Here is a 17,740-nt window from a genome sequence, read left to right as displayed (position 1 = left end):
CTCATGCCTGGCGAAGCGCCGTCCAGATCCGCGCACATCACACCGCCGAACGCGAACGCCGCAGTGCATCGCTTGATGTGGCGACGATTAGGATATGAAACTGGAGGCCCGACCGGGAATCGAACCCGGGTGCGAGGATTTGCAGTCCTCTACGTCACCACTCCGCCATCGGGCCTCGATGCGGAGCGCGCAAATGCGGGCTTTTGTGCGGCGGGTCAACCGGGCGATCGCGTTTGTGGGCTAAAATAGTCGTGGGGTGTGCCACGGCGGTGCGGTGCCGAGTGGGGGACGGCTTGCACGTCGGCGATGGATTGGGCACGATACGGTCCAATCCCTGGCTTCATATGGAGTGTCTTTTGGACGTGATGCAGGTGTCCGGGGGAACGAACCGCGCAGGGCTGGCGCCCGATGTCTTCGCGATGCCCGCGGGGATGGCGATCCGATATGACCAGCCCTGCGACGCGCTCACCGACCTCATCACCGGCTACCATGTCTATCGCGCGACCGGTCCGGCCAGCATCGGCCAGGTCAACCGCTTCCTGCCGGGGACGGCCAATGTCCGGTTCGCGTTCGAGGCGGGGCCGATCAGCGTGGCGATCGGCCGGCGGACCTTCGGCCCCCTGCCGGCGGCGACGCTGTACGGCCCGACGGGGACCGCGCTGAAGGCGACGACCAATGGCGGCATCATGATCGGGTTCGGGGTCAGCGCGCTGGCCTGGAGCCGGTTGTTCACCCGGTCGGCGGCGGAGTATCGCGACCGGATCGTGCCGCTTGCCGACGCGCTCGGGCCGGTGGCGACCCAGCGTCTGACGAGCGCGCTGCGGGCGGCCGAACGCGATGATCAGGTCGCGCCGATCCTCGATGCCATCCTGTGCGACCTGCTCGGGCCGCCGCACCGCGAATCCGCGACGATCCGGCAGCTCACCCGGCTGATCGGGCAGGACGGCGGCGATGACGTCGCCGCGGTCGCGGGCAAGCTCGCGATCAGCCCCGACACGCTGCGGCGGCTGGCGGTGCGTCATTTCGGATTCACCCCCAAGATGCTGCTGCGGCGCGCGCGGTTCCTGCGCTCGTTCCTGCGCGTGTTCCGGACGCCTGGCGGCACCGACTATTCGGCGATCGACCCGAGCTATTTCGACGTGTCGCATTTCCTGCGCGACGCCGGCACGTTTCTCGGGATGACGCCGCGGCGGTTCATGGCGATGAGCACGCCGTTTCTCGACGCGAGCGTCCGCGCGCGCGCCGCGGTGCTCGGCGCGCCGACCCAGGCGCTGCAGGTTCCCGCCGAAACGAGCGAGCGGATCATCAACGCGGTGCCCGCCCGCCGGGCACCTAGGATCGATCCCGCCCGTGATTCCACGCCCACCCCCGTCATCGACCCGGCGGAAATTCCGATGCCCGATCAGGGCGCGCCCGTGCTAGGCGCCTGAGCGAGGTGTTGCCGCATTCTGCGTGCGCCCTCGGCGTCCCGCCCGCGGCATTTCGGTGTCACACGGGCGGGCGGGGCGCCCTAGTCCCGGCATCCGGCCCCTGTGCCATTCCGACCTCTGTGCCGTTCCGAGCCGGGCCGTCTCGCGCGATTCGCGACAGGTCGCTTGGCGCGACGCTGGCGGCACGGTAGAGATTGACGCAAGCGAACAAGTGTATTGCGCAACTAAAACAGCTGTGCGACAGGATGGACCATGACGACGATCAGCCTCGATACGAACTCCACTACCCGCACGCGTGCGGCTGTCGGCACGTCCGACGGCGGTCCCGACTTCGCGGTCATGCGTCACGCCATGGTGGCCAGCCAGCTGCGCACCAACGCGGTCAGTGACCAGCGCGTCGTCGCAGCGATGGCGCGGGTGCCGCGCGAGGCGTTCGTGCCTGACGATGTCCGGTCGATCGCCTATCGCGACGCGCCGATCCCGCTCGGCGGCGGTCGTTACGCCAACCTGCCGATGGCGACCGGCCGGTTGCTCACCGAGGCCTATCTGACCGCCACCGACCGGGTCCTGCTGATCGGCGCTGCGACGGGCTACACTGCCGCGGTTCTCGCCGAGATCGTCGGTACGGTGGTCGCGGTCGATAGCGATGCGGCCTTGCTCGGCACCGCGCGCGACGCGCTGGGCGCCACGCCGACGGTCGAACTGGTCGAGGGGCCGATGGCACAGGGCCATGCCGCGGGCGCGCCCTATGACGTGCTCGTCATCGACGGCGCGGTCGAGGCGATCCCCGACACGCTGGTGGCGCAGATCCGGTCGGGCGGCCGCATCGTCGCCGGGATCGCGGATCGCGGCGTGACCCGGCTCGCATCGGGACGAAAGACCGATGGCGGCTTTGCACTCGCGGCGTTCGTCGATGTCGAGTGCGTGACGCTGCCGGGTTTCGAAACACCCAAACCCTTCAAGTTCTGAGGCACATCATGCCGCGCGCCGCTCAAGTCCGCCGTCTGCTCTCGGGTGTTGCGCTGCTATACAGCGCTGCACCGGTCCATGCGGAGACGCTCCGCGAGGCGCTGGTCAAGGCCTATACGACCAACCCGACGATCACGGCGCAGCGCGCGACGCTGCGTGCGACCGACGAGAATGTCCCGATCGCGCGTGCCTCAGGGTTGCCTTCGGCGAATGCGACCGGCGATTACACCGAGTTCGTCGTGACCGCCGCGAACAGCTTCATCGCCTTGCCGCGTCAGGTCGTTGCTCGCGCGAACGTCTCCGTGCCGCTCTATCAGGGCGGGCAGGTGCGCAACTCGGTCGCCGCGGCCAAGACGCGGGTCGAGGCGGGCCGCGCGACGCTGCGCGGTACCGAGGCCGATCTGTTCACCAACGTCGTCGGCGCCTATATGGACGTGATCCGCGACGAGGCGATCGTCGGCCTGAACACGCAGAATGTTCGCGTGCTCGACATCAATCTCCAGGCCAGCCGCGACCGGTTTCAGGTCGGCGACTTGACCCGCACCGATGTCGCCCAGTCCGAGGCACGGCTTGCGCTCGCGCGGGCGCAGCTCCAGTCGGCCGAGGCGCAGCTGATCACCAGCCGGGAAAACTATATCCGCTTTGTCGGCACGCCCGCCGGCACGCTCGATACGCCGCCGACCCTCCCGCATCTGCCCGACAGCCCCGCCCTGGCGGTGACGGTAGCGATCGACAATAATCCCGTGCTGATCGCGGCGGCGAAGGAACGCGACGCGACACGGTACGATGTCGGTGTCGCGCGGGCGAGCCGCCTGCCGCAGATCAGTGCGACCGGCGGCGCCAGCTACACCAACTATCTCGGATCGGCATCGACGACCGACGGCAGCATCAACACCTTTCCCAATGCGAACAAGGCGGTACAGGCTGGCCTGTCGCTGACGATGCCGCTGTTCCAGGGCGGTCGTCCCGCCGCGCAGGTCCGCCAGGCCGAGGCGTTTCAAAGCCGCGCGATCGAGAATGTCACCGCCGCCGAGCGCAATGTGATCGCGCAGGCGCGCTCGGCCTATGCCGTCTGGCGTTCGTCGGAACAGGTGATCCAGTCGTCCGAAACCGCGGTCAACGCGAACAAGCTCAGCCTCGAGGGTGTCCGGGCGGAGAACAGCGTCGGCACACGCACGATCCTCGACATCCTCAACGCCGAGCAGGAGCTGCTCAACAGCCAGGTCACGCTCGTGACGGCGCGGCGCGACGCCTATGTCGCGGGCTTCGCGCTGCTCGCGGCGATGGGGCAGGCGGAGGCGCGCGACCTCGGCCTCGACGGCGGCGTGTTGTACGATCCGGTCGCCAATTACGACCGCGTCCACAAGAAGATATGGGACTGGGGCGGTGATGGCGAGCCGGTGCCGGTCGCGACGCGTACCGTCCAGTCGCCCACGCAGGACGCCGCCGTACGCCGTGAACTTGACCCGTTGCTCGACAGCCCGGTTGACAGGAACCCGGCATTGACGACAGGTAAGGATGCGCCGAGCCGCCAATAGGGGCGCGTGGGGCGACGGGGTTTGGAATGGTCCGTATGGGGGATATCAGCGCGGAGCCGTCGATGGAGGAAATCCTCTCGTCGATCAAACGCATCATTGCCGAAGAAGGCGACGGCATGCCGAGCCGCCAGCGGCGCCACCAGCGGGCGATGCCCGCATCGGCGGCCACCGATTACGCGGCCGATTACGACGACGACGCGATCGACGACGATGAAATCCTCGAACTGAGCGACCCGATGCCGATGGTTGACCGCACCCCCCGCCCGCCGAAATCGCCGGTGCTGACCTCGGTCGACGCCGCGCCGGAACCACGCCAGGCGCCGCCGCGCAGCCAGCCCCAGCCTCATGTCGCACCGCATGTCGCGCCCACAGCCTCTCATGCGCCCCAGCAGCATGCTCCGCAGCCTGCAGAAGAGCCGGCCCAGCCGATCATGTCGCGCGAAACCGCGGCGGCGACGCGTGCGCCGCTCGAGGCGCTGACGCGGATGATGGTCAAGCCCGAGGGAAGCAGCGACGGCACACTCGAGGGTCTGGTCCGCGAGATGCTGCGCCCGATGCTGCGCGAATGGATCGACGCGAACCTGCCCGACATGGTCGAGGACATGGTCGCGCGTGAGATCGCCAAGATCATGAACCAGCAGCCCTGACCGGGCCGGCCGCAGCGTTTCGCGCTGCGGCCTGTATCGGGACCCGGCCGACCTGCGACGATCGGACGATGCTCGCCGGGTCCTGGTCCAAACGACTGTAATGTCACGACGAGCGGAACCGTGACGGTTCCGCTATGGTTGTTGGCAAATGTCCGATCACAGCGTGTCCGAGCCTGAAATCCCCGCCCGTCTCGCCGCTCAGGGCGTCCGGGGCGATATCGCGCCGGCCGATGCCAGCAGCGACATCTTCTTCGCGGCGGTGCGGACCACGCGAATGCCGATGGTGGTGACCGACCCGCATCGGCCCGACAATCCGATCATCTTCTGCAACGATGCCTTCTCGTTCATGACCGGCTATTCGCAGGACGAGATCCTGGGCTATAATTGCCGCTTCCTGCAGGGCCCCGAGACCGACCGCACGGTCGTCGGCGAATTACGCGCCGCGATCGCCAAGCGTGAGGAAGTCTCGGTCGAGATGCTCAACTATCGCAAGAACGGCTCGACCTTCTGGAACGCGCTCTACGTCTCGCCCGTGTTCGGCGACGACGGCGAGCTGCGCTATTTCTTCGCGAGCCAGCTGGACATCTCGCGCCGCCGCGAGGCGGAGGAGGCGCTGCACGAGGCGCAGCGGATGGAGGCGGTCGGCAAGCTGACCGGAGGGATTGCGCACGACTTCAACAATCTGCTGCAGGTCATCCAGGGCTATGCCGACATCCTCGACGCGCGGATCGACGCGGGCGATCGATCCGCGCGGCGGGCGGTCGATGCGATCTCGACCTCGGCCTCGCGCGCGGCGACGCTCACGCAACAGCTGCTCGCCTTTGCGCGCAAGCAGGAATTGCGCGACCGGTTGATGAATCTCAACCAGCTGCTGGGCGATTTTCGGCCAATTCTCGACCGCAGCATCGGCAGTGGAATCACGCTGAAGCGCGACCTGGCGACCGATCTGTGGAATTGCCGCGTCGATCCGGTGCAGGCCGAGATGGCGCTGCTCAACATCATCGCCAATGCCCGCGACGCGCTCGACGGCACGGGCGAGATTACGATCACGACGCGCAACGCCGTCCTTCCCGAGGATGGCGGTGTCGCGAGGCTGGAGCCCGGCGAATATGTCGTCCTGAGCATTCGCGACAACGGGCCGGGGATCGATCCCGGGACCGTCGATAAGATCTTCGAACCCTTTTTCACGACGAAGGAGATGGGCAAGGGTGCCGGGCTGGGTCTCGCGATGGTCTACGGATTCGTGCGCCAGTCGGGCGGCCTTGCGACGGTGCGCAACCTCAGCGGGGGCGGTGCCGAATTCTCGCTCTACTTCCCGCGTGCGAGCGGCGCGGTCGAGCGCAAGACGGCGGGGCCGATCGCACCCCACGCGGGCGGCGCCGAGCGCGTGCTGATGGTCGAGGATCAGCGCGAAGTGGGCGAGCTGGGGCGGACGATCCTCGAGGATCTCGGCTATGACGTCGTCCTGGTCAACAGCGCGCGCGCCGCGCTGGACACGCTCCGTCAGGACTCCGAATTCCGCCTGCTGTTCACCGATATCCTGATGCCCGGCGGCATGAACGGCGTCACGCTGGCCCAGTCGGTGCGGCGCGACTATCCGCACACCGCGGTGCTGCTGACGACGGGCTTTGCCGACGAGGCGATCGACGAGGGCAGCCGGTCGTTCGAACTGATCCGCAAACCCTATCGGCGGAATGAGTTGAACGACCGGATCCGGGCGGTGCTCGACAAGCCGGGGGCGCGGACGTGAGGCTGGTCTAGCCCGGACACGCTCGCTAAGGCACGGGGTATGAGCGAGCTTCCCAAAACCTTCGACCCCGCCTCCATCGAATCGCGCTGGTACGCGCATTGGGAGGCCAGCGGCCAGTTCCGCCCCGACCGCCCGAACGCGGAACCCTGGACGATCGTCAACCCGCCGCCCAACGTCACCGGCAGCCTGCATATCGGCCATGCGCTCGACAACACGCTGCAGGACATCCTGACGCGCCACGCCCGCCTCAAGGGCAAGGACGCGCTCTGGGTGGTCGGCACCGATCACGCCGGCATCGCGACGCAAATGGTCGTCGAGCGCCAGATGGGCGCGATGACCCCGCCGCAGAAGCGCACCGACCTGTCGCGCGAGGATTTCATCGCCAAGGTCTGGGCGTGGAAGGAAGAGAGCGGCGGCGAGATCACGCAGCAGCTCCGCCGCTTGGGCTGTTCGATGGACTGGGCGAACGAGCGCTTCACGATGGACGAGGGCTTTTCGAAGGCCGTCCTCAAGGTGTTCGTTGACCTGCACAAGCAGGGGCTGCTCTACCGCGACAAGCGCCTGGTGAACTGGGATCCGGGCCTCGGCACCGCGATCAGCGACCTCGAGGTCGAGACGCGCGAGATCAAGGGCAGCTTCTGGCACCTGCGCTATCCGCTCGCCGACGGATCGGGGTTCATCGAGGTCGCGACGACGCGGCCCGAGACGATGCTCGCCGACATGGCGGTCGCGGTGAACGCGTCGGACGCGCGCTACACCGCGCTGATCGGCAAGCAGGTGAAGCTGCCGATCACCGGCCGACTGATCCCGATCATCGCCGACGACCATGCAGATCCCGAGCTCGGATCGGGCGCGGTGAAGATCACGCCGGGGCATGACTTCAACGATTTCGAGGTCGGCAAGCGCGCCGGCATGGCCGCGGGCGCGATGCTCAACATGCTCGATGCCAAGGCGCGCGTCGTGCAAGTGACCGACGGGCTGATCCCCGCCGACCTGCTCGGGCTGACGACCGCGGAGGCGCGGAAAGCCGTCGTCGCGCAGCTGAAGGCCGAGGGCTTCCTGATCGCGCATCTCGACAAGGACGGCGTCGAGCACGACGCCGAGCCGCGCACGATCCAGACGCCGTACGGCGATCGCTCGGGCGTGGTGATCGAGCCGTGGCTGACCGACCAATGGTATGTCGACGCCAAAACGCTCGCCCAGCCCGCGATCGAGGCGGTGCGCGTCGGCGCGATCGATATCGTGCCGAAGACCTGGGAGAAGACGTTCTTCAACTGGATGGAGAACATCCAGCCCTGGTGCGTGTCGCGGCAGCTGTGGTGGGGGCATCAGATCCCGGCATGGTTCGGGCCCGACGGTACGCCGTACGTGGCTGAAACCGAGGCCGAAGCGCAGGCGCTCGCCGGCGCGGGCGTGACGCTGGTGCGCGATCCGGACGTGCTCGACACATGGTTCTCCTCCGCGCTCTGGCCTTTCGCAACGCTAGGCTGGGACGGCACTTCTTACCCCTCCCCTTCAGGGGAGGGGCAAGGGGTGGGGCCGTCCCATCTCATCGAGACCGACGCGCGCGGGGCGGCTCCCCACCCCAACCCCTCCCCTGAAGGGGAGGGGCTTGCCTCTGGATCGCAACTCGGCGGCCGTTACCCCAACGACGTGCTCATCTCCGGCTTCGACATCCTGTTCTTCTGGAACGCGCGGATGATGATGCAGGGGCTGCACTTCATGAAAGACGTGCCGTTCCGCACGCTCTACCTGCACGGCCTCGTCCGCGCGGCGGACGGCGCGAAGATGTCCAAGTCGAAGGGCAATGTCGTCAACCCGCTCGGGTTGATCGACCAATATGGCGCCGATGCACTGCGCTTCTTCATGGCGGCGATGGAAAGCCAGGGCCGCGACATCAAGATGGATGAGAAGCGCGTCGAGGGCTATCGCAACTTCGCGACCAAGCTGTGGAACGCGGCGCGGTTCGCGCAGGCCAACGGCATCGTCGCGAGCACGACTCTCGAAGCCCCCCGCGCGGAGCTCGCGGTCAACAAGTGGATCATCGCCGAGACGATCGCGACCGTGCAGCAGGTCGACCTCGCGCTCGCCGACTACCGCTTCGACGGCGCCGCCAACGCGATCTACCAGTTCGCGTGGAGCCGGTTCTGCGACTGGTATCTCGAACTCATCAAGCCGCAGATGGTCGATGACGTCCGCGGTCAGATCGACGACGAATCGAAGGCGGTCGCGGGCTGGGTGCTCGACCAGATTCTGGTGCTGCTGCATCCGTTCATGCCGTTCATCACCGAGGAACTGTGGCACGCGATGGGCCCGCGCGATCACGACCTGATCGTCGCGCAGTGGCCGATGGCGGATGCGCGCTCGCTCGATCCCGAGGCGAGCAGGGAGGTCGACTGGCTGATCCGACTCGTCGGCGAGATCCGCACCGCGCGCAACGAGCTGAACGTGCCGCCGGGTGCGCGGCTGCCGCTGCACGTTCGCGATGCGAATGCGGCGACGCTCGCACGGCTCGAACGCCAGGCCCCCGCGCTCGCACGCCTCGCGCGCGTCACGCATGCCGAGGGCGAAGCCACCGGCGGCGCGGCGCAGGTCGTGGTCGACGAGGCGACCTTCGTCCTGCCGCTCGAGGGCGTGATTGATCTCGACGCCGAACGTACCCGCCTGACCAAGGCGATCGCGGCGGCGGAGAAGGAGCGCGACGCGCTCGCAGGGAGGCTCGGCAATGCAAGCTTCGTCGAGCGCGCCAAGCCCGAAGCGGTCGAGAAGGCCAAGGCGGACCATGCCGACAAGGCCGCCGAAGCCGCGCGGCTGCAGGCGGCGCTGGGACGGCTGGGCTGACCTGACCCCGTCCGCTGTGCGGGACGGGGCCGGGGTGTGCGTACGCGTGCTGCGAGCATGCGGGGTCGGGGATGGTCCTGACCTCGCCTGCAAAGGGGAGGGGACCCGACTGCGATGCCTGATGCGACGGACACGGCTGCACCAAGGACCGGCCAGCGCGACCTGACCACGGGGCCGATCGGCAAGACGTTGCTGGCGTTCGCGCTGCCGACGCTCGGATCGTCGGTCCTGCAATCGCTCAACGGTTCGATCAACGCGGTGTGGATCGGCCAGTTTCTCGGCGAGCGCGCGCTGGCAGCGACGACCAACGCGAACATCATCATGTTCCTGCTGGTCGCCGCGGTGTTCGGCTTCGGCATGGCGTCGACGATCCTGATCGGCCAGAATATGGGGCGGCGCGACATCGATGCGGTGCGCCGCGTGCTCGGCACGTCGTTCGGGCTGTTCACGATCATCTCGGTGCTGACGGTGGGGATCGGCTGGCTGGTCGCGCCGGCGATCCTGCGCGTGCTGGCGACGCCCGCCGAAGTCTATCCGCTCGCGCTCGCCTATCTGCGCGTGATCTTCGTCGCGATGCCCGCGGGGTTCCTGACGGTGCTGCTGACGATGGCGCTGCGGGGGACGGGTGATTCGCTGACCCCGCTGAAGTTCATGGCGCTCGGATCGGTCGTCGACGTCGCGCTCAACCCGCTGCTGATCCGCGGCTGGGGGCCGATCCCCGCGCTGGGGATCGAGGGATCCGCGCTCGCTACGCTGATCGCCAACACGGTCTCGTTCGTCGCATTGCTCGCCTATATCTATGCGAAGGACCTGCCGATCCGGCTGCGCGGCGCGGAACTGCGCTACATCCTGCCCGATCGTGCGCTGCTGAAGACGATCGTCGTGAAGGGCGTCCCGATGGGATTGCAGATGCTCGTCGTCTCGACATCGGCACTGGCGATGATCGGGCTGGTCAACCGGCACGGCACCACCACGACCGCCGCCTATGGCGCCGCCAACCAGCTCTGGACCTATGTGCAGATGCCCGCGATGGCGGTCGGTGCGGCGGTCAGCGCAATGGCGGCGCAGAATATCGGTGCGGGGCGCTGGGACCGGGTCGACCGGATCACGCGCGCGGGGCTGATGATGAACTTGGCGCTGACCGGCGGGCTCGTGGCGCTGCTGACGTTGCTCGACCGGCACGTGCTGTGGCTGTTCCTCGGGCAGGATACCGGCGCGATCGGCATCGCGACGCGGATCAATCTGATCGCGGGGTGGAGCTTCATCCTGTTCGGCGTGTCGATGGTGCTGTCGGCGACGGTCCGCGCGAACGGCGCGGTGGTCGGGCCGCTGCTGATCCTCGCGGTCGCGATGGGGCCGGTACGGTTCGGGCTCGCCTATGCGCTCGAGCCGATGATCGGCGCGGATGCGATCTGGTGGAGCTTTCCCGCGGGGTCGCTCGCCTCGATGCTGCTGACGATCGGCTATTACCTGCATGGCGGCTGGCGCAAGGGCCGGATCGTTACCGAGCCCGCCGCACACGAGGCAGGCGAGGCAGCCAAGGCGGATTGCGAGCCCGCCAGCCGATCCATGCCGGTCGGCTGAGCGCCGCCCTAGGTTTGGGGCGGCGTCACCGGGGCCATGACCTGGATGATCCCGGCGGCGATCCTGGCAGTCACCGGGGTCTTGGCGAGCACCTCGCCATCGATCGAGATCGGCAGCTTGGGGATCGTGTCGACGCGCATGCTCTTGCCGCGGAAGTCGCGGACCTCCTCGTGGCGCGATTCGTGACGGAAGACGCTGGCGACCCAGTTCTGCACCAGTCGCCGCTTCATCTTGCCCATCACCGCCTGAACGACGATCTCGCCCGAATCGACCGCCGCCGCGTCGACCAGCTCGGTCCCGCCATGATAGGGGCCGTTCGAGATCCGCACCTCGACGACGCGCATCCGCACCGCGTCCGGGCCCTCGCCGACGATCAGCGTGAACGGGCGGAAGCGGATGAACTGATACGCCGCCCAGCCTAGATAGCCGACCCGGCCGAGTATCTTCTTGAGGCCGTGCGGGACCGTCTCGGCGATCTTCGGGCTGATCCCCATCGCCGCGCAATTGGCGAAGTAATCGCCGTCGATCATGCCGAGATCGATCCGCCGCGGCGCACCCGTCCGGATGACCTCGACCGCGCCTTCGATCGTCAGCGGAATGCCGAGCGTCCGCGCAAAGCTGTTCGCGGTCCCGAGCGGAAGCACGCCGAGGATGACGTCGTGCCCGACCATCAGGTCGACGAGCCCGCTGATCGTGCCGTCGCCACCGCCCAGGATCAGCAGATCGGGCTTGGCGGCGAGCGCCCGGCGGACGGTGGGTTCCAGATCCTCGGGGTTCTCGACCGCATGCGCGTCGACCTCATAGGGAAGCCCGGACATCGCCGCGCAGGCGCGCTTGAACAGCGCCTGTCCTTTGCGCGATTTCGCGTTCACCACGAGCGCGGCGGAGCGGATCGGCCGGTCGCGCGCCGGCCCGGTATCGGGCGCCTGGGTCGTGTCTGTGGTGATGGCGGTCATGCGAGGCCCAACGCGCGAAAGGGAAATGCGTCCCCGAGGCCGAATCGGCAGCGATCGGTTTCGTTCGCGCCGACCGTAACGCTTGCCTGCGCGGCGTCCATCCCGCAAAAGCCGCGCCATGTCCGCAAGCTATCCCGCGCTGCGCCTGCGCCGCACTCGCTCGTCCGACTGGAGCCGCCGGCTCCATGCCGAGACCGTCCTCACGCCGGCCGATCTGATCTGGCCGCTGTTCGTCGTCGAGGGGGAGGGCGTCGAGCAACCGATCGCCAGCCTGCCCGGCGTTTCGCGCTGGTCGGTCGACCAGATCGTCGCGCGCGGTCGCGAAGCGCGTGACCTCGGCATCCCGTGCATCGCGCTGTTCCCCTACACCCAGCCCGAGCGTCGCACCGAAGATGGTCGCGAGGCGCTCAACCCCGACAATCTGATGTGCCAGGCGATCCGTGCGCTCAAAGATGCGGTGCCCGAGGTCGGCGTGCTGACCGACGTCGCGCTCGACCCCTATACCAGCCACGGCCATGACGGGCTGGTCGACGCCGCGGGCTATGTCGTCAACGACACGACCGCAGAGATGCTCGTCGCGCAGGCGCTGAACCAGGCGGCGGCGGGCGCGGACATCATCGCGCCCAGCGACATGATGGACGGCCGGATCGGCATGATCCGCACCGCGCTCGAGGCGGAGTCGCATCACAACGTCCAGATCATGTCCTATGCCGCCAAATATGCGAGCGCCTTCTACGGCCCGTTCCGCGATGCGGTCGGCAGCCGCGGGCTGCTGAAGGGCGACAAGAAGACGTACCAGATGGACAACGCCAATGCCGAGGAGGCGCTGCGCGAGGTCGCGATGGATCTCGCCGAGGGCGCCGATACGGTGATGGTCAAGCCGGGCCTGCCCTATCTCGACATCATCGTCCGCGTCCGCCAGGCGTTCGAGGTGCCGGTCTTCGCCTATCAGGTGTCGGGCGAATATGCGATGATCGAGGCGTCGGCCGCAGCGGGCGCGGGCGACCGTGACGCGCTGGTGCTCGAGACGCTGATGGCGTTCAAGCGCGCCGGCTGTTCGGGCGTGCTGACCTATCATGCGGCACACGCGGCCCGGCTCCTGAATGGATGAGTTCAGGCTCGAGACCGAGCGTCTCATCCTGCGCGCGTGGCGGGACGCCGACGTCGAGCCCTTTGCGGCGATGGGGCGTGACCCCGATGTGATGCGCTTTCTCGGGCCGCCGGCGACGCTCGCCGAGACGCAGGCGGCGGTCGGCCGGATGGTCGAGCGGCAGCGCACGTCGGGGCATTGCTTCTGGGCGATCGAACGCAAGGCGGATGCCGCGTTTCTCGGCTTTTGCGGTCTGGTACCGGGCAAGCCGCCGATCGACGGCGCGATCGAGATCGGCTGGCGTCTCGCGCGTCATGCCTGGGGGCAGGGCTATGCGTCCGAAGCCGCGGCGGCGAGCCTCGCCTGGGGCTGGGCCCATCTGCCCGTCGCGCATATCGTCGCCATCACGGTTCCCGCCAACATGCGCAGCCGCGCGCTGATGGAGCGGCTGGGCATGACCCATGTCGAGGACGGCGATTTCGACCATCCCGATCTCGCCGCCACCGACCCGCTGCGCCGGCACGTCCTCTATCGGATCCATCGCCCCACCAATGTCTGATCCTTCCCCGATGGCACGGTGGTGCCGCGTCCTGTTCGTCGCGACGATCCTGGCAGGGTCGTTCCTGCTGTTCCTCGTCCAGCCGATGGTCGCGCGCATGGCGCTGCCGCGGCTCGGCGGCGCGCCTGCGGTGTGGAACTCGGCGATGCTCGTCTACCAGGCGCTGCTGCTCGGCGGCTATGCCTATGCGCACTGGCTTGGGCGGGTAAAGCCGCGCGCACAGGCGGTCATCCATCTCGGCGTGCTCGCGGTCGCGGCTTTGTGGCTGCCGATCGGGCTGTTCGCGCTCGATCTGCCCGCCGATGCGCAGCCTGCGGTGTGGGTGCCTTGGCTGCTCGGCCTGTCGATCGGGCCGCTGTTCTTCGCGGTCTCGGCACAGGCGCCGCTGATCCAGCGCTGGTTCAGCGCGTCGAGCGGCGGCGCGGATCCCTATGCGCTTTACGCGGCGTCCAATCTCGGCAGCTTCGCGGGGCTGATCGCCTATCCGCTGGTGGTCGAGCCGTTGCTGGCGATTCACGGGCAGAGCCTGTTGTGGACCGCAGGCTATGCGGTGCTCGTCCTGCTGGTCGCACTCTGCGCGACGCGGCTGCCGCGCACCGCGTCGGCCGAGCATGTCGCCGCGACCAGCTCGGCGCCGGGCGCGGCGCGGATCCTCCACTGGATCGCGCTCGCGCTGGTGCCGTCGGGGCTGATGCTCGCCACCTCGACCTATATCACCACCGATATCGTCGCGATGCCGCTGCTCTGGGTGCTGCCGCTCGGGCTCTATCTGCTCAGCTTCACCATCGCCTTCGCGCAGGACCGCACGCTCGCCGACCTGCTGACCCGGATCGCCCCGGTGACGATCCTGCTGTTCGGCGGGGTGATCATGGGCGGGTTCAACGACAAGCCTGTGTTCAGCGCGACGATCGCGCTGACCTTGCTGTTCATGGTCTCGGTCGCGCTCCACACCGCCATGTATCGCCGCCGTCCGGCCCCCGACCGGCTGACGGGCTTCTATCTCGCAATGTCGGTCGGCGGCGTGCTGGGCGGGGTGTTCGCGGCGTTGCTGGCACCCGTGATCTTCGACTGGACCTATGAATATCCGCTGCTGATCCTGGCAGCCGGCGTGCTGGTGCCGCAGATGTACCTGCTGGCGACGTTTCGCGCGGTCTGGTCGGGGCCGGCGGTACGGCGCCATCTCGGGCTCGCGGTCATCATTCTCGTCATGGCGGTGGCGGCCGGGCTCAGGATCAGCAACCCGGACGGCATATTGGGCGACCAGCATCAGGGCGCGGCCTTCCTGATCGTCGCCGCGATCGGCCTCGCCACGCTTGGCGCACGGCTGCCCTATGTCGTCGTGCTCGCCAGCACGCTGGTGATGTTCGGGGGCTATCGCGCGCTGGAACTCAGCGCCGAGCGGGGTGCGCGTGAGCGCAGCTATTTCGGCGTCTACACGGTGCGCGACGGCGAGGGGGTCCGCGAGCTCGATCATGGCACCACCGTCCACGGCATCCAGCTGCGCGGTTCGCCCGCGCGCGAGCGGACGCCGACCACCTATTATGTCGCCGGATCGGGCGTGGGCCAGGCGATGCAAGCGCTCGGCCCGCTCTATGGCCCGGCAGCACGGGTCGGTGTCGTCGGGCTGGGGACGGGCACCTTGTCCTGCTACGCGCGTCCGGGCGAGCAGTGGCGTTTCTACGAGATCGATCCGGCGGTCGTGCGGATCGCGCGCGATACAGGTCAGTTCAGCTATCTGTCGCGCTGCCTGCCCGATCCGGTGATCCGGATCGGCGATGCGCGGATCGCGCTGGCGGCGGAGCGGACCGCGAGCCTCGACCTGCTCGCGCTCGATGCCTTCTCTTCCGATACGGTGCCGATGCACCTGATGACGCGCGAGGCGTTTGCGACCTATGGCCGCGTGGTGTCGCGCAACGGGCTGCTGCTCGTCCATATCTCGAACCGCTATATCGACCTCGAACCCGTGGTTGCGGCCGCCGCGCGCGAGGCGGGGTGGCGCGCCGTCCACCTGCTCTATCGTCCTTCGCCGCTCGACGCCGATCACCCCTCGCCATCGGACTGGATCGCGCTGTCGCGCGACCCGCGGGCGATCGCTCTGCTCCGGCAACGCAATTCGGGCTGGGAGCCGATCGTCGCACGCGAGGGCATGGCCGCCTGGACCGACGATTATTCGACGATCCTGCCGCTGCTCAAGGGGCTCTGGTAGGCTGCGGGGGGCGGCGTCAGGCGGCGGGCAGGCTCGCCTGGATCTGCGCGATGGTCGTTCCCTGCTTCTCGGCTTCGGCCTGCGCCGCGTCGCGCACCGCATCGAGCGCGGGATAGGCCGGCGCGAGCGTCGCCGCGCGATCGGTCGCGCGACGCTCGATATCGGTGACCAGCAGCGACGTCTGCGCCCGCCAGTCGTCGAGACCCGCCAGCGCGGTCTGGGCCGTCAGCCACGGCTCGCTGCCGACCGCACCGCCGCGTGCGGCACGGGCGGCGGCTTGGGTGCTCGCCGCATCCTTCGCAAAACCCGTCCTGATCCGGTCGAGCTGCGTCCGGAACGCCGCGATGTCGGTGTCGAGCGTCGGATCGGGCTGGACCACCACCGGCTTGCCCGCGGGTTCGCCAAAGCCGATCGATTCGGTCGGGCGGATCCCGAGCGAGGGATAGCTGGCGGTATCCTTGCTGCAGGCGCCGACCGCCAAGGCGGGCACGAGAAGAAGGGCGATCAGCGCGGGGCGGGAAGGCTGTTTCATGCCCGCCGCTCTATGCCGCCGACGCGGCGTACACAACTTTATCGCGCAACACCCTTGCGCCGCGAAAAATGCCTGCTATCAGCGCCCCTCCAGTGCACCCATAGCTCAGCTGGATAGAGCATCAGACTACGAATCTGAGGGTCGGGCGTTCGAATCGCTCTGGGTGCACCAGGATTTCCTGCCTCGCGGCGGGGCCAGACGGCCAGACACGGGCCGGCCGTAAACGGCATGGCGATGCACCCATAGCTCAGCTGGATAGAGCATCAGACTACGAATCTGAGGGTCGGGCGTTCGAATCGCTCTGGGTGCACCATCGTCCACAACCTGCCGCGGCTCGACGCCGGAAGCGGTTATCTCCCATCTCATCCGCACTGCATTGATGTCGCGACGCAACCGTCCCGTCGCATCACGCAATGCCCCCGTGCTTTTCGACATCCCTCGCAAACTTCTTGCTGCGGCCGCTTGCACAGCTGCGAAGTGCTGGGTATAGGCGCCCCTCCAGTCACCGGTCGGTCCCCCAAGGGCGTAACGATCGGACTCCGTCGGGGAGTAGCTCAGCCTGGTAGAGCACTGTCTTCGGGAGGCAGGGGCCGGAGGTTCGAATCCTCTCTTCCCGACCATCATGCACCGCATGATCATGGCACGCCCAGGAGGCAGGCCGTTATTTAGCACCATCAAAGCCGTTAAGGCCAATAAGATCCCGGTCGCGTCGTGTCCGTGCTCGAGCGGCATTCCGACTTGTCCGCCTCCGGGCCGATGGCCGCGCGCAGGCTTACAGCGCGCTGCCTAGTGCGTAGTTTCCGAGGCTGAGAACCCGCGGCTCTATGCCGTACTCCTCCACTCCCTGACCGTCTCCGGCGCGGCGCGCGACCGGATGAGGGTCGGCGCAGGATGGAGTCGGTGCGATGATGGATGACGAGCCCGTGGCGGCCCAGCTTCGGCATGCCGTGATCCTGTGCCATCCGGATCCCGCGAGCTTCAACCATGCGATCGCGCACCGCTATTGCGATGCGGTGCGCGCAAACGGCCAGCACGTCGTACTGCGCGACCTCTATGCGTCGGGCTTCGATCCGGTGCTCAAACCGGCGGAATTGCCGACGCGGGATGCGGCGGTTCTCGCGCAGGACGTGCAGGACGAACGCGCGGCGATCGCTGGCTGCGACGTGTTCGTCCTCGTCTACCCGCTGTGGTTCGGCTCCCCGCCGGCGATGATGAAGGGCTATATCGAGCGCGTGTTCGGCGCAGGGATCGAGCCTGTCGCGGTCCAGCAGCGTGCGCGCAGCCTGCTGCTCGGCGGCAAGCGGCTGCTGACCTTCACAACCGCGGCGGGCAGCCGGGTCTGGCTCGACGATCAGGGGCTCGGGACGGGGCTGACGACCATGGTCGACCAGTATCTGGTCCACGCCTTCGGCATGCGGTCGCAGGAGCAGCGCCGATTCGCCAATATCACCAGCCATCTCGATCCGCAGGTCGCCGGCCAGCATCTCAACGCCGTCACCGCGCAGGCGAACCGCACCTGCGCGCAACTGGCGTTCGGCGACGAAGCGCTGCTGCGCGACCCTACGCTGAGCAGCCGGCTCGCCTGCTGATGCGCCCCGATCAAAGGACTATCGACATGTGCCCCACACCGCCCGCGAT

At 68.0% G+C, this 17,740-nt stretch carries 13 protein-coding genes and 4 tRNA genes; 14 read left to right on the top strand and 3 right to left on the bottom strand.

The features are described from left to right. Positions 1 to 101: 101 nt before the first annotated feature. A tRNA-Cys gene (locus IFT87_RS08890) sits at positions 102 to 175 on the bottom strand. A gap of 181 nt (positions 176 to 356) precedes the next feature. Between IFT87_RS08890 and IFT87_RS08885 the strand changes: the two genes are divergently transcribed. The 7 genes from IFT87_RS08885 to IFT87_RS08855 all read left to right on the top strand — a co-directional run bounded on the left by IFT87_RS08885 (position 357) and on the right by IFT87_RS08855 (position 10,759). Continuing rightward, complete coding sequence (locus IFT87_RS08885) at positions 357 to 1,430, top strand: helix-turn-helix domain-containing protein (protein ID WP_192008245.1); 1,074 nt, start codon at positions 357 to 359, stop codon at positions 1,428 to 1,430. Positions 1,431 to 1,769: 339 nt separating this feature from the next. After that, entirely contained in the window at positions 1,770 to 2,399 is a 630-nt protein-coding gene (locus tag IFT87_RS08880; RefSeq protein ID WP_037529093.1) for a protein-L-isoaspartate O-methyltransferase family protein, read from the top strand. A gap of 8 nt (positions 2,400 to 2,407) precedes the next feature. Continuing rightward, entirely contained in the window at positions 2,408 to 3,937 is a 1,530-nt protein-coding gene (locus IFT87_RS08875; protein WP_031441331.1) for a TolC family outer membrane protein, read from the top strand. Between the two features lie 35 nt (positions 3,938 to 3,972). Continuing rightward, a complete protein-coding gene (locus tag IFT87_RS08870) occupies positions 3,973 to 4,584 on the top strand; it encodes a DUF2497 domain-containing protein (RefSeq protein ID WP_236559263.1) in 612 nt (203 codons plus the stop codon). 148 nt (positions 4,585 to 4,732) lie between these two features. Further along, the gene (locus IFT87_RS08865; RefSeq protein ID WP_084215078.1) at positions 4,733 to 6,334 is read left to right on the top strand and encodes a histidine kinase famiy protein; all 1,602 of its coding nucleotides are present in this window, start codon (positions 4,733 to 4,735) and stop codon (positions 6,332 to 6,334) included. Positions 6,335 to 6,373: 39 nt separating this feature from the next. Beyond that, complete coding sequence (locus tag IFT87_RS08860; protein WP_192008244.1) at positions 6,374 to 9,175, top strand: valine--tRNA ligase; 2,802 nt, start codon at positions 6,374 to 6,376, stop codon at positions 9,173 to 9,175. A 114-nt stretch (positions 9,176 to 9,289) separates the two neighbouring features. Then, positions 9,290 to 10,759, top strand: coding sequence for an MATE family efflux transporter (locus IFT87_RS08855; protein WP_052149066.1), 1,470 nt, complete (start codon positions 9,290 to 9,292; stop codon positions 10,757 to 10,759). An 8-nt stretch (positions 10,760 to 10,767) separates the two neighbouring features. Here the strand turns inward: IFT87_RS08855 and IFT87_RS08850 are convergent, their stop codons facing one another. After that, positions 10,768 to 11,715, bottom strand: coding sequence for a diacylglycerol/lipid kinase family protein (locus IFT87_RS08850; protein WP_192008240.1), 948 nt, complete (start codon positions 11,713 to 11,715; stop codon positions 10,768 to 10,770). 118 nt (positions 11,716 to 11,833) lie between these two features. Here IFT87_RS08850 and hemB point away from each other — a divergent pair, with 118 nt between their 5' ends. Genes hemB through IFT87_RS08835 form a run of 3 tightly spaced genes read left to right on the top strand, consistent with a single transcriptional unit; the run spans position 11,834 to position 15,570 of the window. Then, positions 11,834 to 12,826, top strand: coding sequence for a porphobilinogen synthase (hemB, locus tag IFT87_RS08845; protein WP_031396015.1), 993 nt, complete (start codon positions 11,834 to 11,836; stop codon positions 12,824 to 12,826). After that, on the top strand, positions 12,819 to 13,364 hold the full coding sequence (locus IFT87_RS08840) for a GNAT family N-acetyltransferase (protein ID WP_031441326.1): 546 nt from the start codon (positions 12,819 to 12,821) through the stop codon (positions 13,362 to 13,364). The genes hemB and IFT87_RS08840 overlap by 8 nt, the downstream gene beginning before the upstream one ends. Further along, a complete protein-coding gene (locus IFT87_RS08835) occupies positions 13,357 to 15,570 on the top strand; it encodes a fused MFS/spermidine synthase (protein ID WP_249403287.1) in 2,214 nt (737 codons plus the stop codon). Before IFT87_RS08840 ends, IFT87_RS08835 begins: the two co-directional genes overlap by 8 nt. Before the next feature lie 16 nt (positions 15,571 to 15,586). Here IFT87_RS08835 and IFT87_RS08830 read toward each other — a convergent pair whose 3' ends face one another. Beyond that, positions 15,587 to 16,102, bottom strand: a complete 516-nt coding sequence (locus tag IFT87_RS08830; RefSeq protein ID WP_192008238.1) for a hypothetical protein — start codon at positions 16,100 to 16,102, stop codon at positions 15,587 to 15,589. Between the two features lie 94 nt (positions 16,103 to 16,196). On the opposite strand from IFT87_RS08830, the gene IFT87_RS08825 reads away from it, so the two are divergent. From IFT87_RS08825 to IFT87_RS08810, 4 genes are all read left to right on the top strand, one after another. Beyond that, a tRNA-Arg gene (locus tag IFT87_RS08825) sits at positions 16,197 to 16,273 on the top strand. 65 nt (positions 16,274 to 16,338) lie between these two features. Next, a tRNA-Arg gene (locus IFT87_RS08820) sits at positions 16,339 to 16,415 on the top strand. Positions 16,416 to 16,645: 230 nt separating this feature from the next. Then, positions 16,646 to 16,722, top strand: a tRNA-Pro gene (locus tag IFT87_RS08815). A gap of 285 nt (positions 16,723 to 17,007) precedes the next feature. Then, a complete protein-coding gene (locus tag IFT87_RS08810) occupies positions 17,008 to 17,691 on the top strand; it encodes an NAD(P)H-dependent oxidoreductase (RefSeq protein ID WP_192008236.1) in 684 nt (227 codons plus the stop codon). Positions 17,692 to 17,740 lie beyond the last annotated feature (49 nt).

This window comes from Sphingomonas sp. CFBP 8765 (assembly GCF_014841445.1).
Taxonomy (GTDB): Bacteria; Pseudomonadota; Alphaproteobacteria; order Sphingomonadales; family Sphingomonadaceae; genus Sphingomonas; species Sphingomonas aerolata.
The sequence above is the reverse complement of the archived record's forward strand: the minus strand, read 5'-3'. Positions and strand labels throughout refer to the sequence as shown.

What these genes read in the sequence shown, in the direction of transcription:
- IFT87_RS08880 (WP_037529093.1), top strand. Translation starts at nt 1,770, where the DNA reads ATGCGTCACGCCATGGTGGCCAGCCAGCTGCGCACCAACGCGGTCAGT.
- IFT87_RS08875 (WP_031441331.1), top strand. Translation starts at nt 2,408, where the DNA reads ATGCCGCGCGCCGCTCAAGTCCGCCGTCTGCTCTCGGGTGTTGCGCTG.
- IFT87_RS08870 (WP_236559263.1), top strand. Translation starts at nt 3,973, where the DNA reads ATGGGGGATATCAGCGCGGAGCCGTCGATGGAGGAAATCCTCTCGTCG.
- IFT87_RS08865 (WP_084215078.1), top strand. Translation starts at nt 4,733, where the DNA reads ATGTCCGATCACAGCGTGTCCGAGCCTGAAATCCCCGCCCGTCTCGCC.
- IFT87_RS08860 (WP_192008244.1), top strand. Translation starts at nt 6,374, where the DNA reads ATGAGCGAGCTTCCCAAAACCTTCGACCCCGCCTCCATCGAATCGCGC.
- IFT87_RS08855 (WP_052149066.1), top strand. Translation starts at nt 9,290, where the DNA reads ATGCCTGATGCGACGGACACGGCTGCACCAAGGACCGGCCAGCGCGAC.
- IFT87_RS08850 (WP_192008240.1), bottom strand. Translation starts at nt 11,715, where the DNA reads ATGACCGCCATCACCACAGACACGACCCAGGCGCCCGATACCGGGCCG.
- hemB (WP_031396015.1), top strand. Translation starts at nt 11,834, where the DNA reads ATGTCCGCAAGCTATCCCGCGCTGCGCCTGCGCCGCACTCGCTCGTCC.
- IFT87_RS08840 (WP_031441326.1), top strand. Translation starts at nt 12,819, where the DNA reads ATGGATGAGTTCAGGCTCGAGACCGAGCGTCTCATCCTGCGCGCGTGG.
- IFT87_RS08835 (WP_249403287.1), top strand. Translation starts at nt 13,357, where the DNA reads ATGTCTGATCCTTCCCCGATGGCACGGTGGTGCCGCGTCCTGTTCGTC.
- IFT87_RS08830 (WP_192008238.1), bottom strand. Translation starts at nt 16,102, where the DNA reads ATGAAACAGCCTTCCCGCCCCGCGCTGATCGCCCTTCTTCTCGTGCCC.
- IFT87_RS08810 (WP_192008236.1), top strand. Translation starts at nt 17,008, where the DNA reads ATGATGGATGACGAGCCCGTGGCGGCCCAGCTTCGGCATGCCGTGATC.